This window comes from Corynebacterium sp. KPL2895 (genome assembly GCF_040225815.1).
GTDB lineage: Bacteria > Actinomycetota > Actinomycetes > Mycobacteriales > Mycobacteriaceae > Corynebacterium > Corynebacterium rhinophilum.
Genome location: NZ_JBEHFY010000001.1, coordinates 114,513 through 139,053, shown reverse-complemented (window position 1 = coordinate 139,053; position 24,541 = coordinate 114,513). Strand labels below are relative to the sequence as shown.

The following is a 24,541-nucleotide window of genomic DNA, read 5'->3' as shown; positions in this document are numbered from 1 at the left end:
ACACGATAGAGTTTCGAGGTGCCCAACCGAGAGGTTGCAAACACCCTGCCCGGGTGGCGGAATGGCAGACGCGCTAGCTTGAGGTGCTAGTGTCCTATTAACGGACGTGGGGGTTCAAGTCCCCCTCCGGGCACGCTGTGAAGTCTCGAGACATCGTTCCTATGGTGTCTCGAGATTTTTCTTTTTTGCGGTGCCCAAAAATGTTCAAAACTTTAGGATCTTTGTGGCTTAATTTCCCGATTCATGGATCGTCGACACCCGATGGAATCTGCCCGGGCGAAGTACTGTTCGGTGCGGAATGTAAGCCTTCGATGCAGGTTCTGCGGGCGCCAAAACTTTGCGACGAGGCACTTTTGAGCCTCTCGCGTGCCTGCTATCTTCGGTGGAAGCTGAGCTTAAGGTACGTGTAACTAGCTGCTTGACGTTAACGCACTATGACCTTGTTGGAACGATGTCTCGAGACATTCCTTTTTGCCCAGTTGGGGCATTTTCATCCACGGGTTGTCTGCCGGATCGATGTGGTGAGACATTCTTGCAGGACGAACCGGAACGATCTCATGAGACATGCGGAACGATGTCATGGAACCAGACACCCCTCCGGGCACGCTGTGAAGTCTCGAGACATCGTTCCTATGATGTCTCGAGATTTTTCTATAAGTACAGCTCTTTTCTATCAGCCCGGCCGAGCCGACTACGATACAAACGCATGACCACTTTCCGGGATTGGATACGCAGCTTTGGTAGCTTCTGCGTTCAACTCACCCACTCAGCTTGGGGCTCAATCCGTGCGTGGTCACCGCGACGCTGGATACTCATCATCGCGCTCGCACTTGCTGGAGCAGCGCTTTTTATCTGGCTCGACATTCCCGACCTCTCCCAGATGCGGGCCGCCGCTGCCCGCCTTGGCGCGTGGTTTCCGGTCGCCTTCACGCTAGGTTATGTCATATTTACGCAATTTCCCCTGCCCCGAACCATCTGGACGGTTGCAGCGGGTATCCTTTTCGGTCCTTGGCAGGGCCTTGCTATCTCGCTGCTCGCGCTCACCATCTCGGCCGTATTATCGTTGCTGATTGTGCGCCGCCTGCTCGGAGAATGGATGAGGCCGCATCTTGCCCATCCCGCGGTTTATACCATCAATACCCACCTGGAGCGGCGCGGTTGGCTGGCCATCGCTTCCCTGCGCATGATGGCGGGAGTGCCCTTCAGCCTTCTCAACTACGTCGCCGCGCTTACCCCCATCAGCGTTTCGCACTTTACGGTCGCTACGTTGGTCGGCTCGATTCCCACCACGGTCATCGGTGTCTTTTTCGGCGATGCGCTTACTGGCACGGCCAGTCCCGGGATCATCGTTGCCTTTATCGTCTTTGCCCTCGCCGGTATCGGCGGGCTTGTGCTCGATTCGCGCCTGCCAACTCCCGTCCAGTCAAGGTTAAGCGGTAGACTGTAACGAACTGCTCGCAATAAAGGAGGATCCTCGTGCTCGCTGTCCATGCCCGCTACCGTGGGCGTTCCGTGCGCCGCGCTGAGCTCGTACAGCGCTCGGCCGCCGCGCTATCCACCCTCGAGGGCGTCGGCGAGTTTCACGTCCTTGGCGTCGAGGATATTTGCGCCGTGGTCGACTCCGCCACCGCAGTGTGTGAGGTCGTCATGGCCTTGCTTGCCGATGGCGACTGGGCCATCGGCATCGGCATCAGCCCTGGCAACCAGGCAGACGAAGAAAGCGCGCGCCACGTGGCTACCGCGGCGCTCAAAAATTCCGCGCGCATGGGGCAGGTCTACACCAAGCTCAATAAGCGCGGCCGTTCTGCGGAGGCGAGTGATATCGCCGCCGCCTTCGCGCTCATTGGATACGTGCTCAATAAGCGCACCATCGAGGGCCGCGAGGCAACCTCCCTTGTAAGGGCGGGGCTCAATCAAAATGAGGCCGCAGAAGAATTGGGAATTTCCAAACAGGCGATGTCCCAAAGGCTGCAAGCCGCGGGCTGGAGCGCCGAGATGGCCGGGTGGCAATTGGCGGTCAACCTCATTGAACGCGCCAATCTAGCCTAGGCCGAGAAAGCGTCGCTTACTGGGGCTTAGACAAGGTCTGATTTGCGCAGTTCAGGCGTGGTCACAAAATCCACCAGGCGCTCGACCGCACCAATCAGGCTCGAGTCTAAGTCCCTGAAGGAATGGACCGCGTTATAAACGTGGCGCCACCCATCGGAGGGATCGGACCACCCCACGCGGCGGCAGATTCCGGTTTTCCAATCTTCACCCCGCGGTACCTCCGGCCATGCTTGCAGGCCTACCCGTTGCGGTTTTACTGCCGCCCAAATATCCACGAAGGGATGGCCGGTGACTAGAACGTGCTCCCCCACAGACTCGGTCATTCGCGTTTCTTTCGACCCTTTGACCAGGTGGTCCGCGAGCACGCCGACCCGGCGGCCGGGGCCAGGCTGAAATTCGGCGAGCCTTTCTTCGAGGTTGTCTAAGCCCTCCAGGTATTCCACGACCACGCCTTCTACGCGTAGATCGTGCCCCCATACCTTTTCCACAATGGCGGCATCGTGGACGCCTTCGACCCAAATGCGTGATGGCGCTGCCACCTTGGCCTCTACGTTTTCTACCCGCCTAGAGCCCGAGTTTGATTTGCGGGGTGCTTGCTTGGGCACGTACCTCGTAAGCGTCACCGGCTGACCTTCTACCAAGAATCCGCCTTTAATGAGGTTAAATACTCGCTCGACGCCGTGGCGGTCTTCTAGCCGTACGACCTCACCAAAGACGGTCTTATCCACGCCTAAAACGGCGCCCACAAAGTCATCACCGCGCACTTCTACCACCATGCCCGGTTCTGCGGGCACTTCTGGGTACTGGGTGGGCTTGCTGCGTCGGTGCCCAGCAAAAATATCTCCGCCATATGGATCTAAACTCATGGCCCGATAGTCTATCTACTACACTTGCTCGCCATGGATATGCGCGCCGAAGTCTGGTCCCCTCTCCAAAACTCTGCCATCTGGCTAGCCGCGTGGTTGTGGGGACATGAGACAACAGATGAGCTGCTCGATGCCCTGACAGAGCTGGGCGGGCGCCCCGACTGCTTGGATGAATCTCCCTTCATCGATTTGCTCGCCTTGCTGCGCGCCGAAACGAAGGAGCTCACTTCTCAGCCAGGCGCGGGCGGGGAGCCTCTTCTCCGGCTTATTTTATCTGGTCCGGGTGAAGCGCCGGCGCTTCCCGCAGGATCAGAATCTGCCCGTGCGGCCGCGCAAAGTTCAGCGGGCGCCATCGTTGTGCGCACCAACGATCCGGAAGTTTCGCTCGTCCTTGTCCCCCATCCCCATCGAGCTCACACGGCATGGCAGGTGATTCGTGAGGATCAGCCGCTACCTTCACCGGCATGGCTGAGCCCCGGCGAAGCGGATGCCTTGTTAACTAAGGCGACGGATGAATCCGCCGATCTCATTACGGTCACCGGCTACCAGTCCACCGCGCTGACTAATCCCCGGCTCACGGTGGGGACCCTGAGCGATTTTTATGACACTCCCGGCCTGCCACCGGCCACCCCGCCCCGGGCTGCGAAACTCTTTGCTCGCGCGGACCGCGTTGCCGCGATCATCGAAACCGTCACGGATAGGATCAACGATCACAGCCTCGATCCGCAGCTCCTCCGCTTATGGCGCCATATCCGGCAAGCGCGGATGACGGCAGTGGCTTATTCAGCAGCGGAATTCGCTCGCTAGAACAGGCCCGCCCAGAGTACTTTTAGTGGGCGCGAATATCGCAGCAGCCTGCAGCGCAGGGCGCGCCGTTGGTGGTACACCCTTGTACGGTGACATTCCCGCTGGTCTCCCACGGTTTCCCCTGTTCGAGTTCTTCCACCAGATCCACGACCATGTCCGCAAACCGCTGGGAGGGGCCAGCGGTACGGGCGCGCTCGACCTGTACTCCCATCTCATCGGCGGCAGCTTGCAGTTCAGAGTCCAAGTCCCAGATGACCTCCATGTGATCGGAGATAAAACCGATGGGGCACACCACTACGGCGCCTACCCCGTCTTTTTCATGAAGTGCGGTGGTGTGGTCAACGATGTCCGGCTCCAGCCACGGCGTCTTCGGGTTACCGGAGCGCGATTGCCACACCAAGTCGTAATCCGAAATTCCGACGCGCTCGGCCACTAAGCGGGAGGCTTCGGCTACTTGCCGGGAATAAAGGTTCTTGTCCCCGTCTGCACCACCGACATTATCGTGTGCATTCGGCACCGAGTGGGCCGTAAACAGCATGCGCGCGCTGCCCGTTTTCTCGACGGGTATACGCCGCCAGGCCTCGGCGACGGCATCGGCCATCTCCGCGATGAACTTGGGATGATCATAAAATTGTCGAATCTTGGTGAACTCGATTTCTGGCAGACCATTATCCGCAAGGTGTTGCCGCATCGCAGCAATGTCTTCATCGTATTGCCGGCACGCCGAGTAGCCACCCCAAGCGGAGGTGGCGAAGACGGCCACCCTGCGAATCCCTTCTTCCGCCATCTTCTCTGCGGTAGCTGTGGCAAAGGGGTGCCAGTTCCGATTGCCAAAATAAACCGGCAGATTATGTCCGCGTTTTTTCAGCTCGCCTTCGACGTTACTGATAATCTCCCGGTTCAGGCCGTTGATCGGGCTTACCCCGTCAAAGTGGTAATAATGCTCGCCCACTACTTCTAAGCGCTCGCGCGGAATTCCGCGGCCCCGCGTCACGTTCTCTAAAAACGGAACGACCTCCTCATTTCCTTCCGGGCCACCGAAAGAAAGAACGAGGAGGGCGTCGAAATTTTGGGCAGGATGCTGTGCGTCAGTCATGCCCTAAATAGTAGCAACCACAAGGCTGAGAATTAGAGAAGGCGCACGACCTCCGGGGTCGCACCAGCCCAGCGCACAGGGGAGACCTGTACATTCTGGCCAGACTGCGGGGCCTCAATCATTTTGTCATTGCCCAAGTAGATCGCAACGTGCTGGCTGCCGCCGACGCCGTAGAAGATGAGGTCGCCGCGCTGCAAGTTGTCGCGCGAGACCTTATTGCCCATTTGGTACTGCGCACCGGAGTAGTGCGGAAGGTCCAAACCGGCCGCGGCGAACGCGTACTTAGTCAATCCAGAACAATCAAAACCGCTCCGTCCGTAGTCACCAAAGCTATCGGCGATGCCGCCGTCCCGGAGGCCGCCAGTTGGGCCATTGTTGTCGCCACCGCCCCACACGTATGGGGTTCCGATGACAGATTCTGCGCGAGCGATCACCGCCTCAATCTGGCTGCTATTGCCCGGAGCAGGGTTAGATGGCGCTCCAGGCCCTTGACCGGTGGCGGAAGGATCAGTGCTTGCCGATGGCGCCGTATTCGGGCTGCCAATGCCCAACAGGTCTGCAGATCCGTCCATCAGTGCCCGCATATCGTCTTGATCAACGGCTGCGGCGAGATCGCCTGCGATGTCCATAACATCCGATGCCGAGGAACCGGTACCATAGTCCACCGTGTTAAAAGACGGCGTGGCTCCTTGATTAAGTGCGGTGCCGAACTCCGCCTTCGGGGTGGCCGCGTCCGCCTGCCCCTCTACGACGGCGTCATCGTGCGTCACCTCAGGAAGCGCAGTTTCATCCGGAACAATCTCGTCGGTAAAGTTTTGAGCCTCGTCTTTATTCAAGCCTTGCGGCTTGACGGGATTGCCGGAAAGCGCATCCGCACCTACCCTAAAGTCAAGGTTTTTATCTTGATTTTGCACCTTTGGAAGGTCGCCCTGCTGGGTCACTTCCACCGCCTGCTGCTGGTGGGCAAAAGAGGCCTCAGCGAAGTTGCGGGTGGCATTCATTTGAGCCTCCCGCTGGGCTAAGTTGCGGCGGTGCTCGACCATTGCCGATTCGGCTGCACGCTTTTCAGCATAAGCTTGGTCAAGCTCTGCCGCGTCGTCCGCAACCGCAGGATCGGCCGAAAGCTGGGCGATGCGCTCCGTCGCGGCCGCCGCTTGCTCCTCCGCCTGGTCGAGCAGCTGGCGCAGCTGATCTACGTCCCGCTGCTGAGCATCAACGTTGGATACAGCGCGGGCAATGGAGTCATCTGCATCGGTGCTTGGAACTTCTTCAACCGCACCGGCCTGGGCGGGATCGGGGCGCTCATCTGCTCCGGCAGGAGCGATGGACGTCAGGGGCGATAGCGCTGCGACACCTATGACTGCAGCGATAGTTGCGCGAACATGTCGGATGCGCGGTAGACGAATGGTGGCCACTGGAATTCTCCTTGTTTGGACCACCTCCCTTTTAAAGAATGGGACGCAATGTGCCGCACTTGGGCATAGGAATGCCCGAGACACTGAAGCTTGCGCATTTCGCACAGCAGCAAGCCCAGAGTCTTCTTTGCGATATTCCGAATCCGATAGCTCACACCCAAAGGCTTATGGGCTTATGGGTATGCGTTATCGCCCTGGCAGCCCGCGGCCCCAGGATGTACATGGCACATGAGCCCGAAAACTCTGGAGACTTCACTAAGGGAGTGCGCACTTTAGTTAAAGCTCTATGTACTGATGCTTGAGCTCAGTAGCCTCACGTCACGCTGCCCAACAATCGCTACTATTTCCCCATACCAGCGACATGGATGGTGCATTTTCTCCACGTGTCCTACGCGGTTCATTGTGAACGTGAGCGCTCTAACGCTACTGGGAGCATTTACAACTCTCCCATCGCAGTGCCAATCTCAGATTGGCGCATCGTCATCGAGCTCCCCTTGTGACGTGCAGTGAATTTAGGTAGCTGGCAGAGTCCAGACCCTTTCGCACGCTGCGCTGCGCACAGTGAGAACTGCCCTATGATCCTTGGCACGACTCGCCGCGGCGCAGTGGAGGTACAGCTTTATGCGTGTACCCATTCGTGCGAGGGCAAGTGGCCACAAACCATGAACAGGCCACACGATGCTGGCCCTAGTGTGATTCCGGTTCCCTCATTCTCTCATTCTGCACGTACCCGACTGCGCTTCTCAGCGAACCTCGTATCTGGATTCCGATTGACCGGGAATCCACTATCGAAGGGCTCGACAAAGAACCACACCCGCATACCCACACGATGGAGCTCTAGCGAACTCGTCTCACCACTTTTAAGGAAGGTGGGTTGATGTTTATTTTTCGAACATTGTCGTCGCTCAAGTGAAAAGTTTTTCTACTCTCCCGTTCGAGAGTTCCCTCGTGGTTCATTGACTTCCAAGAACCGCCAATTCCTCGATTCCCGCGAGGCGTGCTTCCCCACATACCCGTGCGAATCTTCAATTGACCGTCAAGGCTAAGCCCATGAACTCAAGAAGATATTCACGTCTCTTGAGTCGACACTCGAACCATACGTCACGACACGCCCTTTTCGCACACATTCCACTTAATTACGTGGAGTCAAGTTAAACCACATGACGCAACATTCGTACCTAACCTGCAATAATTTTGTTACCATCCCGTTATTGTGATGTTCGCCACTTTGGTTTTTATATTCCGAGGGCCGTGCGTCATGAGTCGCAACCAAATCGGGGCCATTTCACCGCAGTAGAACCACTCCCCCAGTGAAAATCAACCACTAAGCCTTTACTTTTGCCCCTCCCCCGCTCCCCTGACACTTTTAGGCAATGGGAGTTTTCTTCATTCGCAACGATCCGGAGTCGCCCAAGGGCCGCCCATAAAGGACCGATGGATTACGCCAATGCCTGAACATCATTTTCCATAAATCTCAGGGTAGGCACCGCGAGTTCCTTCGGTGCGGTGCGCCACGACGCTCTTGCAGCCGTAAAATTTAGCTCGCTTCGGCGGATGGTTTTGGGGCGCGCCGAGCGCGGAAGACGGAAAATTTTCTTCTATTTTTCGAACAAACATAGTTAGAAGTTGGATACGCTTGGACGCCTTGATGCGTCCGCTCTCTCCAGATCGCGCCCCCTTAATGGCCGCTACTTATCCCCGAATTTCGCGATGATGGGAGGCACGCCAATAACTTAAGCCGCCGAAAAGGAGGGCGAGTATGGCGACGACGGCGACGACGGCGACCATCGGAAAGCTGCTTTGCCCAAGCCCTGCATAGTACTGCTGCACAAGATCGACTTGGTTCAGTCCTGGCCTTAATTGCGCTTGGGAAGATTCAATATCCGCACGGCTATAGTTCTCGCTAACCGAGGAGACATGGCGCGGGGTCTGCACGATGACGGTGTGCAGATTGGTAGCATCATAAAGCTCTTGTGCAATGTCGCGCGCGTCGGCGGCCTTGAAAACAGAAACATCGACCACGGCAATCCCGTCGCCCTCACGCAGTTGCTCGGCGACGTGTGCATTTAGCTGAGCATCCGATTCCAGCGAGGGTGCAGAATAAGCTACGCCGTCCTGCTTGAGCTGCTGAGCCAACTGCGGGACGTCCACTTCACCCGGAACCATTCAATCCTCTTCCCTCTTCTTAATTATTGCCGGGGCTCGTGCACCCGAGATCGGGGGTTATGCCTTGCGCATATTCCTTGGTCTTTCTTCATTAAAGATAAAGGTTACCGCCGCCGCCTACACAGTAAACGCGCCGAGTACGGCAAAAAGCTTTAAACAGAACGCTTGTCCCGTTACAATTGGAGCAACGGAAGGTTTTTACCTCTACAATAAATAGGTGAACCATCGCGTTCTTTGCCGTCTTTGGCACTGCGGGCCCCATGGCTTCGTCTCGACCACTATGTGGTCGCGCACCTTTTGCTTATCCCGCATCTCCAGCAGGCGGCGAGTACAAAACAGAACAGACTGTTTATTAACAAGGAATGGAGCTCCCTGTGACTGAAAGCTTGAACTCCTTCGATGCCAAGAAGACCCTTGATGTCAACGGCAAGTCTTACGACTACTTTGACATCAACACGGTTCCTGGCATGGAGAAGTTGCCGTACTCCCTCAAGGTGCTGGCAGAAAACCTGCTGCGCAATGAGGACGGCAAGAATGTAAACGAGGACCACATCAAGGCCCTCGCCAATTGGGATCCAAAGTCTGAGCCGGATACTGAAATCCAGTTCACCCCAGCCCGCGTCCTCATGCAGGACTTCACCGGTGTTCCCTGTGTCGTCGACCTCGCAACCATGCGTGAAGCCGTGTCCGCTCTTGGCGGTACGCCAGACCAGGTTAACCCGCTGAACCCGGCCGAGATGGTTATTGACCACTCCGTCATCGTTGAGGCCTTTGGTTCCACCGACGCTCTTGAGAAGAACGTTGAAATCGAGTACCAGCGCAATGAAGAGCGCTACCAGTTCCTGCGTTGGGGTGCTGAGAACTTCTCCAACTTCCGCGTTGTTCCTCCGGGAACCGGTATTGTCCACCAGGTCAACATCGAGTACCTGTCTCGCGTTGTCTTTGACAACGAGGGTCTTGCATACCCGGATACCTGTATCGGTACCGACTCCCACACCACCATGGAAAACGGCCTGGGCATCCTGGGCTGGGGCGTTGGCGGCATCGAGGCAGAGGCTGCCATGCTTGGCCAGCCGGTATCGATGCTCATCCCAAAGGTCGTCGGATTCAAGCTCACCGGCGAAATCCCGACCGGCGTTACCGCAACTGACGTCGTCTTGACCATTACGGAGATGCTGCGTGAACACGGCGTTGTCCAGAAGTTCGTAGAGTTCTACGGCAACGGCGTCAAGTCCGTCCCGCTGGCTAACCGCGCTACCATCGGCAACATGTCGCCAGAGTTCGGTTCCACCGCGGCCATCTTCCCCATCGACGAAGAGACCACCAAGTACCTCGAGCTCACCGGTCGCCCGCAGGAGCAGATCGACCGCGTCGAGCAGTACGCCAAGGCCCAGGGCATGTGGCTGGCAGAGGACACTCCGGAGCCGGAGTACTCCGAGTACATCGAACTCGACCTATCCACCGTTGAGCCATCCATCGCTGGTCCGAAGCGCCCGCAGGACCGTATCCTCCTTTCGGAGGCCAAGGAACAGTTCCGTAAGGCCCTGTCCAACTACACCACCGACGAGGTATGCGTGGATGACTCCTCCGTTGAGGCAAAGCGCATGTCCGCTGAGGGCGGCGCGCCTGGCGAAGAGGACGTCACCGGTGGTTTGAACAAGTCTCGCGAGGGCCACGGCGAATCCGCCGCCGCTGGTGCTAAGGGACGCCACTCCAACCCAATCACCGTTGAACCTGATAACGGCGGTGAGTACACCCTTGACCACGGCATGGTGGCAATTGCCTCCATCACCTCCTGCACCAACACCTCCAACCCATCCGTCATGGTGGGTGCAGGTTTGATTGCACGTAAGGCCGCCGAAAAGGGCCTGCGCTCCAAGCCATGGGTTAAGACCATTTGTGCACCTGGTTCCCAGGTTGTCGATGGCTACTTCCAGCGCGCAGATCTCTGGAAGGACCTCGAGGCTATGGGCTTCTACCTGTCCGGCTTCGGCTGCACCACCTGTATTGGTAACTCCGGCCCACTGCCAGAGGAAGTCTCTGCAGCCATCAATGAGAACGACTTGGCAGCTACCGCAGTTCTGTCCGGTAACCGCAACTTCGAGGGTCGTATCTCCCCGGACGTCAAGATGAACTACTTGGCATCCCCAATCATGGTCATCGCCTACGCTATTGCCGGCACCATGGACTTCGACTTCGACAACCAGCCGCTGGGCCAGGACGAAGACGGCAACGATGTCTTCTTGAAGGACATCTGGCCTACCCCGCAGGAGATTGAGGACACCATCCAGTCCGCTATCTCTCGCGAGATGTACGAGGCTGACTACGCCGACGTCTTCAAGGGCGACGACGCATGGCGCAACCTGGATGTCCCAGAGGGCGAGACCTTCGAGTGGGATGAGGACTCCACCTACATCCGCAAGGCTCCATACTTCGAGGGCATGCCGACCGAGCCGGACCCAGTTGAGGACATCAAGGGCGCTCGCGTTCTTGCGAAGCTTGGCGATTCCGTCACCACCGACCACATCTCCCCTGCTTCTGCCATCAAGCCGGGCACCCCGGCCGCGCAGTACTTGGATGAGAACGGCGTTTCCCGCTCTGACTACAACTCCTTGGGTTCCCGCCGCGGTAACCACGAGGTCATGATGCGCGGTACCTTCGCTAACATCCGCCTGGCCAACCAGCTGGTGGACGAGACCGGTGGATACACCCGCGACTTCACCCAAGAGGGTGCACCGCAGGCATACATCTACGATGCATGCGAGAACTACAAGGAAGCCGGCATCCCACTGGTCGTTATCGCTGGTAAGGAATACGGCACCGGTTCTTCCCGTGACTGGGCTGCAAAGGGCACCAACCTTCTGGGTGTAAAGGCAGTTATCACCGAGTCCTTCGAGCGCATCCACCGCTCGAACCTCATCGGTATGGGCGTTATCCCGCTGCAGTTCCCTGATGGCGAGTCTCACGAGTCCCTGGGTCTGGACGGTACGGAGACCTTCGACATCGAAGGCATCACCGAGTTCAACGACGGTTCCATCCCGAAGACCGTTCACGTCACCGCTACCAAGCAGGACTCTGACGACGCCGTCGAGTTCGACGCTAACGTATGTATCGACACCCCGGGTGAGGCAGAGTACTTCCGCCACGGCGGTATCCTGCAGTACGTGCTGCGCCAGATGGTGAAGAACTAAGCCACTTAATGCGACGGAAAAGTACTAAGCTTTTTGGGCTTAGTGCTCGTCGCTGAGCTTGAAGACGCGGGGTCGCACCGCTCTCTCCCGTAGAGGGCTCTGCGGCCCCGCGTTTCTTTATTGTCGTTCTATGTTCGTTTCAGAACATACTTAACTTGAAGTATTAATCATTCCTAAAAGGAGACGACCTCACTATGCCAATCGTGAGTGAATCTGAGTTAAATCGGCGGCGGCACGAAATTCTCGTTGGGGCTCGCCGGTGCTTTGCCGAACATGGCTATGAGGGCGCGACTGTCCGCCTCTTAGAACAAGCCACCGGGAAATCACGCGGCGCCATTTTTCACCACTTTGGGGACAAGGAATCTCTATTTCTTTCCCTAGCACGCGAAGATGCCGCACGCCAGGCAGAAGTAGTGGCTAATAATGGCCTCGTCGAGGTCATGCGTGAAATGTTGCGTCACCCAGAACGCCACGATTGGCTTGCCACGCGTCTAGAGATCACTTCTCTATTGCGCACTGACCCCTCGTTTGCCGCGCGGTGGAAAGAACACCAGTCCATTCGTGACGAGGCTATCCGCGCCCGACTTGCATCCAACGCAGAGCAAGGCCGGCTGCGAGATGACGTGGATATAGATACCCTGGTGAGCTATTTGGAAACCTTCATGGATGGGTTTATTAATAGGCTCGCCTTAGGGGATACGGATGGCCTGGAGCGTGTCCTCGATCTGGTGGAGCAATCGATCCGGAGTTCTAGCTCGCCACAGCGCTAAATGAGCCCATTACGTTGTTAGCAGTACCGCTTGAGGTCACCCAGGATTCGTAGCTCTGCCCCTGTGCAGGGGCAGGTTATGTTTGTCTGCGTTCTGAAGTGCCCCGAGTTTTGTTCCTAGGCATTTGCCTTGATTTCTATTATTCCCTGTTGCGGGTTCTTTTTCCACAATTCGGTTTCCACCTCGGCTGGGGTTCGGTATCCCAGGCTTTGGTGGAGCCTTACCTCGTTCCACCATGACACCCACTCAAATGTGGCGATTTCTACCTCGATAACGTCATTCCACCTGCGAGTATGGATCAGCTCGCCTCTTGTAGGAGCCGTTAACGTTTTCAGCTAGAGCATTGTCATAGGAGTCGCCAACTGTCCCAGTAGAAGCAGTGATCCCGTGTTGGGAAAGGCGCTCGTTGTAGACAATGCTGACGTACTATAAGCCGTGATCCGAATGGTGAATAAGGCCTGTTGTTTCCCTCGCGCTCACAATCGCTTGGTTGAGTGCTTGCAGCGGTAATGCCTGAAGTGCGCATCGAGTCCGATAATGCCCATCCGACGATCCGCCGGGAGTAAACGTCAGTGACAAATGCGGTGTACACAAAGCCTTTCTTCGTGCGCGCGTAGGTAATGTCGGCCACCCACAGCTTGTTCGGGCCTTGGGCTTTGAATTCACGCTCGACCAAGTCTGGGCGCAGATCCGACACGTTGAGGTGTGCGCGTTGTGATTGGTGATCTGCCTTTGCCTGTGCCAGAAACACCAGCCAGGCGCATCAGCCGGGTGGTTTGCTCACGGCCGATATCTATTCCGTCACGGTCAAGCGCATGCCACATCTTCCGCACACCGTAGACACCGTCATTATCCCGATGAATGGCACCAATGCGTTCAATCAGCACAACCGTCACGAAGGCGACGAGCGCTTAAGCCCTCGGGCTTTGGACTGGCGATAACCACGCGCGGTGATGAACCCACCAGCCCGGTTATTTTTCAACGCCAGTGCAGATGAACTCGACAGAGAAACAATCCCGGTATTTATCGATGAACCGGATCATAACCGGGGCTTGGGGCCTGGTCGTGAGGCGAAAAAAGCTGACGCGGCCTTCAGCAACTCGTTGGTATCTCGAAGCTCTTGATTTTCGCGGCGTAGCCACGCGTTTTCGGCGGCCAAATCTTCAGGCACAGGTTCTGGGGTGTTTCCCACGCGGCGGGCAGGCTTAAGTCCATTGACGAGCCGTGTGCCATGAAACCCCCAACTTTGGAGCTACTGCCTGGCATGCGGCTTGCATCGACATATTTTCCGCCAAGATGCGGTCTTCCACGAGACGGACCACACGGTCCTTTGCATCCTGGTCAAATTTTCTTGGCATGTTCCAGATTTTCCCATCTACTCAAACGGAACAAAACCTGGGACACTTTGAAGCATCCTGGGTTTAGTTCCTACCTCTGCTAAGGAAGGATTGGCACTATGCCCAGAAAGTATTCCGCCGAATTCAAGGAGAAGGCGGTTCATCAAGTCCTAGAGATGGTCCGTCTGGAGTCCTGCTCACGGCAACGCGCGTACGAGGAAGTCGGAGAGCTCCTTGGCGTGTCCCACTACACGTTACGCGCCTGGTACCGCGACAGCCTCGCCCATGAGCAGACGGCACCAACAGATGGCGAAACCATGGAAGAAGAGCTCAAGCGTCTGCGCCGAGAAAACCGCGAGCTGAAACGAGCAAACGGGATTGTTAAGACTGCTTCGGCTTTTTTCGCGGCGGAACTCGACCGACCCTAAGACCAGATGATCTCCTATATCGACGAGTACAAGGAGCAATTTGGGGTCCGGGTCCATCTGCCGTGTTCTGAAACAAGCAGATCGTGGATTCATCATCTCCCGCGGCTACCGTAAAGCCACCACCCGCGCCCCAAGCGCCAGGGCCTTAAGCGATAGCCTTATCATCCCAGAGATACAGCGCGTCCATGCGGAAAATTTCTCGGTCTACGGTATTCGCACGATGTGGCACGCCATGAACCGTGAAGGCTTTCATATAGGCCGCGACAAGACCGCACGCCTGATGAAACTTGCAGGTGTGTCCGGTCGACGACGTGGACGAACCCCGGTCACCACGATCAGCCCTAAAGTTCCGGATCATCGTCCGGATCTTGTGCAGCGAAACTTCCGGGCAGCAGCACCTGGGCGACTTTGGGTCGCCGACATTACCTATGTTCGCACCCTGTCAGGATTTGCGTACACCGCATTTGTCATTGACGTCTGCAGCAGCAAAATAGTCGGTGTTGCCACCCGCTCTACGATGCGCACCGATGCGCTGCCGATGGGAGGCACTGGAATATGCATTAACGACTGCCGGTCGAATCCATGGAGACCAGCTAGTGCACCACAGTGATCGGGGAAGTCAGTGAGTGTCACTGAAGTACTCCACTGCTTTGGCCGAAGCCGAGATCCGGCCGAGTGTTGGCACAGTCGGAGATTCCTATGACAACGCGCTCGCGGAGACGGTCAACGGTCTCTACAAGGCTGAACTTATCCATTTTCAAGGCCCGTGGACGTCAGTGGGAGAAGTCGAGCTAGCAACCCTGCGGTGGACACACTGGTGGAACACCAAACGTCTTCACGAGGCGTTGGACTACGCCGCCCCACTGGAAGTAGAAACCGAGTACTATCTCACCCAGCCCATCAACACAGGGCCGTAAAAGAAGCGGAACCAAACCCAGGACGCTTCAAATTGAACCAACATCAACCCCGAGCCGGACCCCAACACCGACCCTGACACTGTCCCCGAACCACCGATTCAGAAAGGACAGATACACCACTCCATCGGACTTGACCAGAAAATAAATAGATACAGTTTATTTATTTGTTTTACAATCATTAGTCGGATAGTCTTCAACGCTTTTCTCTAGAAAGGAAATTGGCGTAATAGTAGTATCACCTTTACCATTACCACCTTCAATAAGGGCTACCAATTCCCCCGCAGAATTATAGACAGGAGCACCCGAATCCCCAGGTATTGAAGCTATTTGAGCTTTAAGAGTGCGCGCCTGGAAATTCCTCCCCGCTAGGGAACCACCCTCACAATATAGGTTCTTGTCGTCGATAGTCCCCTGAATTCTCCCTCCAAGAAACGTTTTGGTAAAAATAGTGGAAGGGATTTCGACTTCTTTATCACTGACTTTATCGACTCGGAGAGCGTAATTGGTAGGGGAATCAAGAAGTATTTCTGAAACATCCGATCCTTGGCTACTCAACAAGTAATTTTCGCCAACACTTCCAATGCGCCTACCTTTTGAATATACCTCATCCGCTTTTTCGCCGCAGTGACCTGCAGTTAAGGCCCGTCGTTGGGAAATGATAGTTACAGAACATGTCACCGCCCCTTGAGGAGGGCCCACCTGTATCTCGTCACCACTTTCTATGTATGAAAGAGGATCAGAATTCTGCTGCTGCGCAATAGATGCTGATGAAGCCGGGGCTGCTGTCAATACACTAGCCAAAGAGAAGAGGACTACACGGCTCATTATTGGAGTGATTTCGTTTTTCATAATTAATAATTCATAAAAATAAAGAAGAGGTAGGTGCATCTAAAGTCCTACCTCTTCTCAGGTTTTATTTCTTCCCATAGGGGACAAATATGAGGAGAATGACCAAAATTGCTAGAGCAATCGTCACGACATACGGCCACTTAGCGTAAACGGAAAGCGCCATCAGAAGAACACCCACAGTGGCCAACAGCTTTTTCCACATAATTTCCTCTCCCAACCATCTTGAATCTTCCTAGCCGGAAGATTCTCTTTGAGTATTATCTAAACAATACAGCGACATCCGTATGGCAACATTCCAATCACGCTACCGCCAATCCCTTAGTGCTTAGTTCAGGGATAATTTATTGGAAACCAACCCGTTGTGGAATTGCAGTCTGCATAATAGCGCCAGTCACAATCGAAGCAATACCAAAGTCGGCATAGATACCACCAGGTGCAACGCCACCAAGAACCCCTGCAGTAGCTAGGATTTTGGAAACTACTGGTTCGGGAACCCAAATTCCACCGATTGCAATACCGTTACCCATACGGTTGATCGTCGTTTTGGACATCAGCAGCCTTACAGTAGTGCCATGGAATTCAATTCCATTCCGGCCTTCTTGAAAGTATGGATCAATGTCATCGTTATCAGAGCTCGAGATCTTCGGTCCCTTTTCCCAGAACGTTACCGAGTCTCCCGCTACCTTCATCTCGAGGTTGCTATCAGCCTTGGCCTCATTGATTTTTTCGTTCTGAGCCTTTACCTCATTTTCAATTTCCTGCAGATCTTTTTGGGAGAAAGCGCTTTCCGCCTCGCTATCAACCGAGAATTGATCTCCTCGTAGGGAAACATAGGAATCTGCATTTTCGAGCAATACTGAGGACACAGAAGACGGAGACTCATTATTCTGAGACGATGCATCGGGGCCAGTCACAGTCTCGGCACCAGCATTAGCCGGAACAAAAACTGTTGCTGCGGTAATCAGCATCGCTAAAAGCGCAGATTTCTTGGGACGATACATACTCTTAAACCTTTCGAGAGGAGATGGATGAAAATCCGGACACCTCTAAGATCGCATGCAGTAGACAAATTTGAAAGCGAAAGAGGGAAAACGTAAACGAACGTATATCTTTTCCCAAAATCATTGTCAGAACGCTCAAAAATATATATTATTACGGCTTAATCTCGTAGGCAACAGCTGTCTGAATTCATAACTTATTTGACAGTCTGTTCCTGGGTAAGTGGTCGTGATGGTTGACAGGTCAGTCGCGACATAGTTGACGCTTAGGCTACCTGGCCGTGTTGAGTGATGTTTTACTCATCAGTCGCGACATGTTTGACACTATGAATAGCCCGAACCGCAACATGGCCATCGTCAACGCAGTCCGCAAACAAGGTCGCCGCCCCTCTAGAGTGGCTCAGCGTTTTGGTAGCTCACGCCAGCGCGTCTATCAGATCCTCAACGTCTTTGATGCTGGTGGCGCCAACGCCATCGCGCCACGCTCTCGTGCCCCGCATGGGGTTGTCCGCAAATCGTGGACACGTAGTAGAGCTACCTAGTGGTTAGGCAGCTATTTCTTTTCTGCTGGTGGTTAGGCTGGTGTGGTTCTCGAAATCGACGGGGCTGACCATCCCGAGTGCGGAGTGCCGGCGCCGACGGTTGTAGACGGCTTCAATCCAGTAGGCAACGGCCTGACGCGCAGCATCGCGGGTTGGCCAGCGCTTCCGGTCGTAGAACTCGGTCTTAAGTGTCGACCAGAACGACTCAGCCATCGCATTATCGAAACACACCCCAGTACGCCCCACAGACTGAGCAACACCTAGGTTGCGGCACACCTCCCAGAGCTGCTCGCTGGTAAATTGTGTTCCCCGGTCGGCGTGAAACACCAGCCCGTCAGGAACGTCACCACGCAGCGTATGCGCCATCCGCAGTGCTCGTTCGACCAAACGTGTGTCTTGCACGCTATCCATAGCCCAGCCCAGCACCCTGCGGGAATGACCATCGCGGACCACGCACAAATACAACCAGCCCTCGCCGGTTCGCAGGTAGGTAATGTCCGACATCCATACTCGATTGAGCTCACCAGTATCAAACATGCGCTTGACCAGGTCAGAAAGAGCAGATTTACGCTTGGCTTGGATCGTTGTCGCTGGGACGAAGGCACGCGGTGACATCCCTTCAATGCCCATCAGGTGCATCCGCTTGGCCACAGTCTTGCGATTCAAGGTGATCTGGTAGCGCTCGGCGAGTTTGCGGTGATTCGCGGGGTACCATAGACCTCGTTGTGGATTTGGGGTAGTTGGTACCGTGAGTCCGCGTAGTTGGTACCAGGGTTACGCTTACCTGGTACTGCAAGGGTTTTTCTTTCATAGTTGATGTTGGCGACACCACGATTCGTTGGTGTCGCAGCAGCTTCTACTTGGAAGAAGCTCATTGTTGTGGCTAACTTCAAACAGATCCTTGCGATGTGCCTTGGCGGTGCTAGCTATACGCAGATCACACATACATTGGGGTGGGGTCTAACCCCCGACGTGTCCACTTTCCGGGGTCAGACCCTCACTCGTAAACTGCCTTAATAGCGGCCTCCGAATCCGCATAGGAGACTTTGACATGCGCAAAGCCACCTCCCCAATGGAACCGGACGAATAAAGCAATCAGCCGAGCCGACTCCGTCGTCCCGCCCCGGTACCAACTACCCAGAACACGGCAGTACCGAGTCCCCAGAACACCGGTACCAAAAACTCGCATCTGACACTCGTCGGAGTCTTTCCAGATCTGATGAATCTTGCGATCAACATCATCGTAAAAAGATGTCCGATCATCTTTACCGGATAGGCGTTGCTGCTGCATATGGGCCCATTTGTAGTATCCAGACCGAGACACCTTCAAAAGGCGTGCCATGCGCTTGATGCTGTAGTTAGCCTTGCTCTGGCTGCATTAATTCGAACTTTTCTGTTCGCGTTGCCTTAAAGCGAAGAAAGCTGTCGCTTTAAGGCAAAAACTCGTTATCCATCTTGGCTTCTGCCAGCTCACGACGCAGACGAGCATTCTCAGCACGAAGATCAGCCTCGCTTAGCCCATCAGAGGATCCTTAGGCGTTGACGCTCATTTTTCACCCACCGACCTAAAAGGCCAGGTGCGACACCAATTTCTTTCGCTACATGAGCAATTGGGCGTTCTGACTCGATTACTAGGTTTGCGGCTTCACGCCGGTACTCCGGCGTGTATTTCTGGCGTTGTTGACTGACAATGAACATCCTCTCTTACGGACACAAAATCCGCACTAATCGGGTGTCCACTAAACGAGTGGTAACCTCAAAATTCTGAATTTAGTTTATTATCACATTATAAGTTTGCTCTCTTCTTATTTTGCCTAACTAGATCTAACATTAAAATTGTTTGTGGACGCCATCTTTAGAAAGGAAAACAATGAGAAAACCCGTGGCGTTTTTGGTTGCCACACTCCTTAGTTTTACTGGCGTAGAGGCTCACGCGGCACCGGCTCCTATGACAGCTCAGTCAAAGCATCAATCTGTGCCCAAAAATTCTGAAGATACTTTATTTTCCGAAGGTACTAAGATTCAAAGGCTTTCCGGAAGTCAATTCCAAATATCGACCCCAGATCATCAATATCAGGTCACGGTTGATAAAGCTACAAGCACAGCGACCGTAATCGATGAAAACAACGATGAACAAACATTTAAGATTCCAAATATGCGAGGAAATTCGGTACAAGGAAAACCGGTTGTTACTCCATATTTTAATTGGTCCTCGGTGCCTTGTGCGATGCTACTTTGGGCAGTAGGAGTAATTCATCATGTCGGTTGGACAGCAGCAGCGGGAATAATCGCAGCCGAGGGGCCTGCAGGGGCAGCACTAGCCGCCGCTATTTGGGCTTATGGAGTCGATGCTTTCTTCGCTCTTGTGAGCAGCCAGTGCTAAAATCAAGTGCTTAATTTTGGAAAAGAGATCATGCACGTCACTCGAATAGAACTCGGCATAATAGTGTCAGCACTAACATGTGTTTTCGCGTTTTTCCACCAACTACCTTTGAGTATTGGATTCGCAGTCATTGGTGCCTTGCTGCTTGGTCTCCTTCCAGAGAGACAAAGATTAGATCGAAAAGCTCAGCAACGGGGAATACGCCGGTTTGGTTTATTCACAATGTGGATTGGACTCTGTTTTAGTATCGCAATCTTTGTACATGATTTTTTACTCACACAGGATGTGTATTTTCCCGCGCTAATAGCTACGCTAGCTGTTGCGGCGGCAGGAGGCTCTCTGGTACGCACGAAGAAGCTTCTGTAATGAAGTAAAGAAAGCCGTTTTTGAGACCATTACCGCGTGGCCCAACGCCGGCATTACAGCCGACACAGGCGGAGTGACCGTCACCAGAACCGCCCCATCAGTTCAGCAGAAACCACCTCACCCCGAGCCCGACTAACCCAATCACAGAGAAGCAGCGCCCTGCGGGCGCTTTCTTTTTATCCGGAAGCACTCTGCGCATATTTATCACACACCAGTTGATTATCCACAGGGTTTTAACTGCGGGTGTATCTATTCTCCCAGGTGGTCTATAGGGCCTGCCCCCTGGAAAGTGGACACGTCGGGGGTAAGGACCGCAATTCTATGAACGAAAGCGCAAGGAAGGCAAGCGTCACAACGCCGCGGTCGTAGCACTCGCCCGCAGACGAATCAACGTCCTCTACGCCATGATGCGTAACCACGAGTATTACCGCGACCCCGCTCCAGCAAAGGAAGCCGCAGCAGCCTATCCCCTAACAGCGAAACAAGCCGACTCGGAAAAATCCCAGTCGGCTACCAGTCGCGCGCAAAACAACACACCTAAAAATCCCGAGTTGAGGATCCGCACCAATCAACCTCACCCGCGAGATTGACAAACTATATAGGAACACCCCCGCCTTCGTCACTCCGCTTTTCTCTCTGGGAGGCGAAGGCGCCAGCTGAACGCAGACTGGGTTAGTCGGCGCCCTCTGCCAAGCCGCCGGTATTGGAAAGCTCCACTTCCTGAATACTGACATACTGCGCGATCTCTTCGACGAACCCTGGATCGTGGCATGTAAGCACTATTGCCGCTCCTAATTCCAGCGCGTTGTGAATTAGTTGATGCATCAGTGCTCGGTCCGTTAGCGAAAGCAGGCTATCGGGCTCATCCATGAGCAAGATTCCGTGGCCCATCCCCACCACATGTGCCGTTTGGGCCAGCCTGAGCCGGGAAGCGGATAGATCTAATGGGTGCTCAGCCGCATCAAGCTCTAGTAGCTCCCGTAACGCGCTATCGGAAACAAAGTCACCCAAGGTGGAATATATTACCTGGTCATAAGGAGATTGGAGGACCAATCCCCGGGGCTCAGCTGGGCGCTGTGCACCATCAAGGCCGGCGGCGGCGCGCAGGAGAGACGTTTTTCCAGTACCGTTTGCCCCGCGCAACCAGGTCACGCCTCCGCCGCGAATGGGTATGGTTACCGGTCCGACGCTAAAGGTATTGCCGGAAGGCTTCGCCGATTGCCACCACCGCTTCTTTTCTTGCCCGCGGCGCGCAGTAAGAGGACCAAGAGATCCCCGGAATCCATAAGAAGAAATCACGTCTACGCTTACTGGGGCTGGTTGTGGGATCTCCCCTACGACTTCCCCACCCAATTCGGGCCAGTGCATGGATGACACGGCAAGAACGCAGGTATTGCGCAGCGAATGCAATAGCTGCACCATCATCGCCAACGATGTGGGGTCAAGCCCCGCGCTCGGCTCACAAATAATGAGCACCTCGGGCTCGCGGATCGCTACGCATGCAGCGGCGAGCCTCCGCGTCTGACCACCAGAAAGCTGGGTGGGGTTCTTCTCCGCGTAATCGCTAAGCCCCACCGCCGCGAGCATTTCCTCTCCCCGCACCTGCATGTGGGCTGGGTCCTCACCCTGGTTTTCTAAACCAAGGACCACCTCTTCGATGCAGGTATCGCGCAGGTAGCTCATCTGCGCGGAAGGGTCAGTACCGATGATGGCAGACGTAGAAAATTTTTCGCCCAACTCTTGCGCCACGTTTTCGGCGATGGCATCCGAAGGCACAAATACTTGGATGACGCTGCCTATACCTGGCTGAATATCATCTATATCCATACAAAGACCATGACTCCTATTGTTCCAAGGGGAACGATATACCGCAGCACGCGGGACACTGCTGAATCCGGCACCGGCCGCAAAAGGGTCCTAGTCCCCTCTTCATCAAAGCCCACGGCGGCAAGGGCGTGGCCACGCTCGGTGCCTTGGATCAAAAGGCGCGAAATCACTGGGATGACGATCCGCGAAATAGTATTGCGCCACGTCACTTTGATTCCCGCCAGCTGGTTGGCATCGCGGACGGTCCGCCATGCCTGCGCACCCTGCGGTAAGGACTGCAATGAAGCACCAACGATGTAGGCAATTTTGTGTCCTGCGCGCGAGACCTGGAGCCATTTCGCAATATCGGAAATTCGCAGCACGGACATCGCCACGATAAAGCACACCATTAACGCGAAAAAGCGCAGGGCTAGCGTGGCGGCAACAAGCAGGCCATCGGTTGTGACCAGCGGAATCAGTTGGTTATCGCCATAAGGGGCGTGGATCACTAACATCGATAAGGCCACCGGAACACAGAGCGCACCAGAGGCCAAGACGATCGCGATGGACCTCGTGGCCCACACGCCATAGGCAAGCATTGCGCCTGCGACCAGTGCAGATGTTAGTGGGCTATTGAGAGCGAGGATGAGTAGCCAACCGCACGCAGCAATGGTGAGGACCGTCGACGGGTGAAGGCGATACATTAGCGAGGCTGCAAGGATTCCCGGGTGCGCTTGGGCAAGGATTTCACGGCAGCCCACACGATAAGGAAGACGACGGCCTTATCCAGTGGGTCAGAGATGAGAGACTGCATCGTCACGGATGCAATCAAGGAGTTGCCCAGTTCGCGGAAGAGGGACGTGAGCGCGCCGGTACCGACACCAGCCGTACCACCATAGACGAAGGCGGCAACAGGAGCGGCGAGCATACCGCAGATGATGCCGATAATGGCACCACTGACGATGACCTTCCAGATCTTGGTGAACGCACCCTTTTGAATGGCCCAGCCAGAAAGGAAGCCGGTAGCCGCGGAAACGGCGGCGAAGGGGAGCGCCATCGGGTTAAGCAGGCCCCAGACCACTGATGACAGCGTACCGGTAGCGAGCCCGGCGATGGGGCCTGCGAGGGCGGCTACCAAGATGGTTCCCACGGAGTCGATATACAGCGGAATGCCGCTCGAACCGATGATTTGGCCCACCACGATATTAAGAACCAACGCGATGGGAATAATGGCGATGGTACGGGCTGGGAGGGACGGTACGGTGCCGGCAAGCAGCAGGGCTGCGCCAATGAGGTAGCCGGCCAAGGTGATCAAGGCTTCGGCAGAGCCCGCCACGGACTCCCAATCGGTCGGGCGGAAAAGCACCAAGTAGATCCACGTGGCGACGACGAGCGCAGCACCCGCGATGACCATCCCCCGGCGGGCAGGGGTAAGAGAAAGCTGAGGCATAGAGGTATTCCTAATCCATCAATGTGCAAAAGAGATTGGGGCACACTGCTTTTAGTCCCAGCCTATGTCACCTCAGCGTAGGAAAATGTGGCGTATGCGCTGCGGATTAGGGTAAAAGATTTATTCGCCTAGAGCAACACGCGCGCGCAATGCGCGCAACGCCCTGTCGAACTCGTGGTGGGCAGCTGGAATGTCTGCACTGGTCACCAGAGAGGCATTGGTCGGCCGATCCCAGTGATTGCGGAGGTCCGCGACGCTGGTCCCGCGCATCAGCGCAGAGTCCGCTTCCACGTCAATAGTCGTTTCTACTGCCTCGAACGGTACCTTCTTTAGGGCGATGATGCAGGTCAGAAGGTCATGGATCTGGGCTTGATAGCCTTCTTCTTGCGCTTGATGGAACTCGAAGTAGAACCGCAGTATTTCCGGCAGCTTCTCGGCCATTGGGTGTTCACCAAGGAAACCTTGAATTTCTGCTAACCGATCTGGGGTGATGAGAAATTGCTCGGTGACCTCGAGCGAGCAGAGAGTGCTGGGTGGTGCCGCTGAGGCCGCGAAATGGCTAGCTGCTGCGTGCGGATCTACCCAGAAATTCCATTCCGCGGTCGGCGTCGTATTGCCGCGGTAATTAACGGCACCGCCCATGATGGTAATCGAGCCGCACTGCGCGACGGCATCGCCATGCTCCCGCTCGAAGTCTGCCAAGTTAGTTACCGGGCCGGTGACGATGAGGTGTAGCCCCGAGTTGCGGGCAATGGCGCTCGACCACAACTCCTGCCACTGCATATCGCCGAAATCGTGATCGGGCGCGGAAAGATAACCCAAGCCGGACGCACCGTGGGTTTCAGGTGTCGTGGTCAGCTCTACTTCGAGCGGAGCCGGCCGCCCTGGGGCGACGGGGACCTCCGGTAATCCACAAAGATCCAAAATCCACCGTGCATTGGCGGCTGTCTGCTGGACCGCGACGTTACCAGCAGTGGTACTCACGCCCACCAACTCGATCTCGCCTGCGTGATGCAGCCCCGCTAAGTACATTAGGGCGAGGCAGTCATCAATCCCTGGATCGCAGTCGAGCAATACAGCTGGGCGCGAAACACTCATAGATAGT

Annotated in this window: 21 protein-coding genes, 1 tRNA gene and 5 pseudogenes; 11 read left to right on the top strand and 16 right to left on the bottom strand. The window is 55.4% G+C overall.

Annotation, left to right across the window (positions count from 1 at the left end):
* Positions 1 to 47 precede the first annotated feature (47 nt).
* The 3 genes from ABRP95_RS00660 (at position 48) to ABRP95_RS00650 (ending at position 2,049) form a co-directional block, all read left to right on the top strand.
* Positions 48 to 133: transfer RNA gene (locus ABRP95_RS00660), tRNA-Leu, on the top strand.
* A gap of 573 nt (positions 134 to 706) precedes the next feature.
* A complete protein-coding gene (locus ABRP95_RS00655; RefSeq protein WP_349838772.1) occupies positions 707 to 1,447 on the top strand; it encodes a TVP38/TMEM64 family protein in 741 nt (246 codons plus the stop codon).
* A 29-nt stretch (positions 1,448 to 1,476) separates the two neighbouring features.
* Positions 1,477 to 2,049 (top strand): hypothetical protein, encoded by a 573-nt coding sequence (locus ABRP95_RS00650; RefSeq protein ID WP_023022380.1) that lies wholly within the window; start codon positions 1,477 to 1,479, stop codon positions 2,047 to 2,049.
* 26 nt (positions 2,050 to 2,075) lie between these two features.
* Here the strand turns inward: ABRP95_RS00650 and ABRP95_RS00645 are convergent, their stop codons facing one another.
* Positions 2,076 to 2,915 carry a DUF3097 domain-containing protein gene (locus tag ABRP95_RS00645; RefSeq protein WP_284770648.1) on the bottom strand — a complete coding sequence of 280 codons (840 nt, stop codon included), beginning with the start codon at positions 2,913 to 2,915 and terminating at the stop codon, positions 2,076 to 2,078.
* Positions 2,916 to 2,948: 33 nt separating this feature from the next.
* Between ABRP95_RS00645 and ABRP95_RS00640 the strand changes: the two genes are divergently transcribed.
* The gene (locus ABRP95_RS00640) at positions 2,949 to 3,722 is read left to right on the top strand and encodes an Rv1486c family protein (RefSeq protein ID WP_284782757.1); all 774 of its coding nucleotides are present in this window, start codon (positions 2,949 to 2,951) and stop codon (positions 3,720 to 3,722) included.
* Positions 3,723 to 3,744: 22 nt separating this feature from the next.
* On the opposite strand, the gene ABRP95_RS00635 is transcribed toward ABRP95_RS00640, so the two are convergent.
* From ABRP95_RS00635 to ABRP95_RS00625, 3 genes are all read right to left on the bottom strand, one after another.
* Positions 3,745 to 4,818, bottom strand: a complete 1,074-nt coding sequence (locus tag ABRP95_RS00635; RefSeq protein ID WP_284770646.1) for a ferrochelatase — start codon at positions 4,816 to 4,818, stop codon at positions 3,745 to 3,747.
* 32 nt (positions 4,819 to 4,850) lie between these two features.
* Positions 4,851 to 6,233, bottom strand: coding sequence for an NlpC/P60 family protein (locus ABRP95_RS00630; protein ID WP_349838771.1), 1,383 nt, complete (start codon positions 6,231 to 6,233; stop codon positions 4,851 to 4,853).
* 1,692 nt (positions 6,234 to 7,925) lie between these two features.
* Entirely contained in the window at positions 7,926 to 8,399 is a 474-nt protein-coding gene (locus tag ABRP95_RS00625; RefSeq protein ID WP_349838770.1) for an Rv1476 family membrane protein, read from the bottom strand.
* Between the two features lie 374 nt (positions 8,400 to 8,773).
* On the opposite strand from ABRP95_RS00625, the gene can reads away from it, so the two are divergent.
* Both can and ABRP95_RS00615 read left to right on the top strand, forming a co-directional pair.
* On the top strand, positions 8,774 to 11,590 hold the full coding sequence (gene can, locus ABRP95_RS00620; RefSeq protein ID WP_349838769.1) for an aconitate hydratase: 2,817 nt from the start codon (positions 8,774 to 8,776) through the stop codon (positions 11,588 to 11,590).
* A gap of 194 nt (positions 11,591 to 11,784) precedes the next feature.
* The gene (locus ABRP95_RS00615; protein WP_284770642.1) at positions 11,785 to 12,360 is read left to right on the top strand and encodes a TetR/AcrR family transcriptional regulator; all 576 of its coding nucleotides are present in this window, start codon (positions 11,785 to 11,787) and stop codon (positions 12,358 to 12,360) included.
* A 116-nt stretch (positions 12,361 to 12,476) separates the two neighbouring features.
* Here the strand turns inward: ABRP95_RS00615 and ABRP95_RS00610 are convergent, their stop codons facing one another.
* From ABRP95_RS00610 to ABRP95_RS00600, 3 genes are all read right to left on the bottom strand, one after another.
* A complete protein-coding gene (locus ABRP95_RS00610; RefSeq protein ID WP_349838796.1) occupies positions 12,477 to 12,659 on the bottom strand; it encodes an integrase core domain-containing protein in 183 nt (60 codons plus the stop codon).
* 47 nt (positions 12,660 to 12,706) lie between these two features.
* Positions 12,707 to 12,952 (bottom strand): hypothetical protein, encoded by a 246-nt coding sequence (locus tag ABRP95_RS00605; RefSeq protein WP_349838795.1) that lies wholly within the window; start codon positions 12,950 to 12,952, stop codon positions 12,707 to 12,709.
* Between the two features lie 70 nt (positions 12,953 to 13,022).
* The gene (locus tag ABRP95_RS00600) at positions 13,023 to 13,184 is read right to left on the bottom strand and encodes a hypothetical protein (RefSeq protein WP_284796170.1); all 162 of its coding nucleotides are present in this window, start codon (positions 13,182 to 13,184) and stop codon (positions 13,023 to 13,025) included.
* Between ABRP95_RS00600 and ABRP95_RS00595 the strand changes: the two genes are divergently transcribed.
* The gene (locus tag ABRP95_RS00595; RefSeq protein WP_284850554.1) at positions 13,137 to 13,301 is read left to right on the top strand and encodes a hypothetical protein; all 165 of its coding nucleotides are present in this window, start codon (positions 13,137 to 13,139) and stop codon (positions 13,299 to 13,301) included. The genes ABRP95_RS00600 and ABRP95_RS00595 overlap by 48 nt on opposite strands.
* 264 nt (positions 13,302 to 13,565) lie before the next feature.
* On the opposite strand, the pseudogene ABRP95_RS00590 reads toward ABRP95_RS00595, so the two are convergent.
* Positions 13,566 to 13,764, bottom strand: a pseudogene (locus ABRP95_RS00590) (hypothetical protein).
* Positions 13,765 to 13,816: 52 nt separating this feature from the next.
* Between ABRP95_RS00590 and ABRP95_RS00585 the strand changes: the two are divergent.
* Positions 13,817 to 15,042 (top strand): annotated as a pseudogene (locus ABRP95_RS00585) (IS3 family transposase).
* A 156-nt stretch (positions 15,043 to 15,198) separates the two neighbouring features.
* Here ABRP95_RS00585 and ABRP95_RS00580 read toward each other — a convergent pair.
* Both ABRP95_RS00580 and ABRP95_RS00575 read right to left on the bottom strand, forming a co-directional pair.
* On the bottom strand, positions 15,199 to 15,930 hold the full coding sequence (locus ABRP95_RS00580) for a chymotrypsin family serine protease (protein ID WP_349838768.1): 732 nt from the start codon (positions 15,928 to 15,930) through the stop codon (positions 15,199 to 15,201).
* A gap of 302 nt (positions 15,931 to 16,232) precedes the next feature.
* Positions 16,233 to 16,892: a hypothetical protein gene (locus ABRP95_RS00575; RefSeq protein ID WP_284769791.1), complete on the bottom strand. Its 660-nt coding sequence runs from the start codon at positions 16,890 to 16,892 to the stop codon at positions 16,233 to 16,235.
* A gap of 323 nt (positions 16,893 to 17,215) precedes the next feature.
* Between ABRP95_RS00575 and ABRP95_RS00570 the strand changes: the two are divergent.
* Positions 17,216 to 17,389 (top strand): annotated as a pseudogene (locus tag ABRP95_RS00570) (helix-turn-helix domain-containing protein); the annotation flags it as partial.
* A gap of 90 nt (positions 17,390 to 17,479) precedes the next feature.
* On the opposite strand, the pseudogene ABRP95_RS00565 reads toward ABRP95_RS00570, so the two are convergent.
* Both ABRP95_RS00565 and ABRP95_RS00560 read right to left on the bottom strand, forming a co-directional pair.
* A pseudogene (locus tag ABRP95_RS00565) lies at positions 17,480 to 18,156 on the bottom strand (IS3 family transposase); the annotation flags it as partial.
* Positions 18,157 to 18,952: 796 nt separating this feature from the next.
* Positions 18,953 to 19,129 carry a transposase gene (locus tag ABRP95_RS00560; protein WP_349838766.1) on the bottom strand — a complete coding sequence of 59 codons (177 nt, stop codon included), beginning with the start codon at positions 19,127 to 19,129 and terminating at the stop codon, positions 18,953 to 18,955.
* A gap of 172 nt (positions 19,130 to 19,301) precedes the next feature.
* Between ABRP95_RS00560 and ABRP95_RS00555 the strand changes: the two genes are divergently transcribed.
* Positions 19,302 to 19,814 (top strand): hypothetical protein, encoded by a 513-nt coding sequence (locus ABRP95_RS00555; protein WP_284769789.1) that lies wholly within the window; start codon positions 19,302 to 19,304, stop codon positions 19,812 to 19,814.
* A 680-nt stretch (positions 19,815 to 20,494) separates the two neighbouring features.
* Positions 20,495 to 20,644 (top strand): annotated as a pseudogene (locus tag ABRP95_RS00550) (IS110 family transposase); the annotation flags it as partial.
* Between the two features lie 208 nt (positions 20,645 to 20,852).
* Here the strand turns inward: ABRP95_RS00550 and ABRP95_RS00545 are convergent.
* The 4 genes from ABRP95_RS00545 to ABRP95_RS00530 form a co-directional block, all read right to left on the bottom strand.
* Positions 20,853 to 22,007: an ATP-binding cassette domain-containing protein gene (locus ABRP95_RS00545; protein WP_284769788.1), complete on the bottom strand. Its 1,155-nt coding sequence runs from the start codon at positions 22,005 to 22,007 to the stop codon at positions 20,853 to 20,855.
* On the bottom strand, positions 21,998 to 22,690 hold the full coding sequence (locus tag ABRP95_RS00540) for an energy-coupling factor transporter transmembrane component T family protein (RefSeq protein ID WP_284769787.1): 693 nt from the start codon (positions 22,688 to 22,690) through the stop codon (positions 21,998 to 22,000). Before ABRP95_RS00540 ends, ABRP95_RS00545 begins: the two co-directional genes overlap by 10 nt.
* A complete protein-coding gene (locus ABRP95_RS00535) occupies positions 22,690 to 23,436 on the bottom strand; it encodes an ECF transporter S component (protein WP_005283022.1) in 747 nt (248 codons plus the stop codon). The genes ABRP95_RS00540 and ABRP95_RS00535 overlap by 1 nt, the downstream gene beginning before the upstream one ends.
* Before the next feature lie 120 nt (positions 23,437 to 23,556).
* Positions 23,557 to 24,534, bottom strand: a complete 978-nt coding sequence (locus ABRP95_RS00530; protein WP_284769786.1) for a nucleoside hydrolase — start codon at positions 24,532 to 24,534, stop codon at positions 23,557 to 23,559.
* Positions 24,535 to 24,541: the final 7 nt, after the last annotated feature.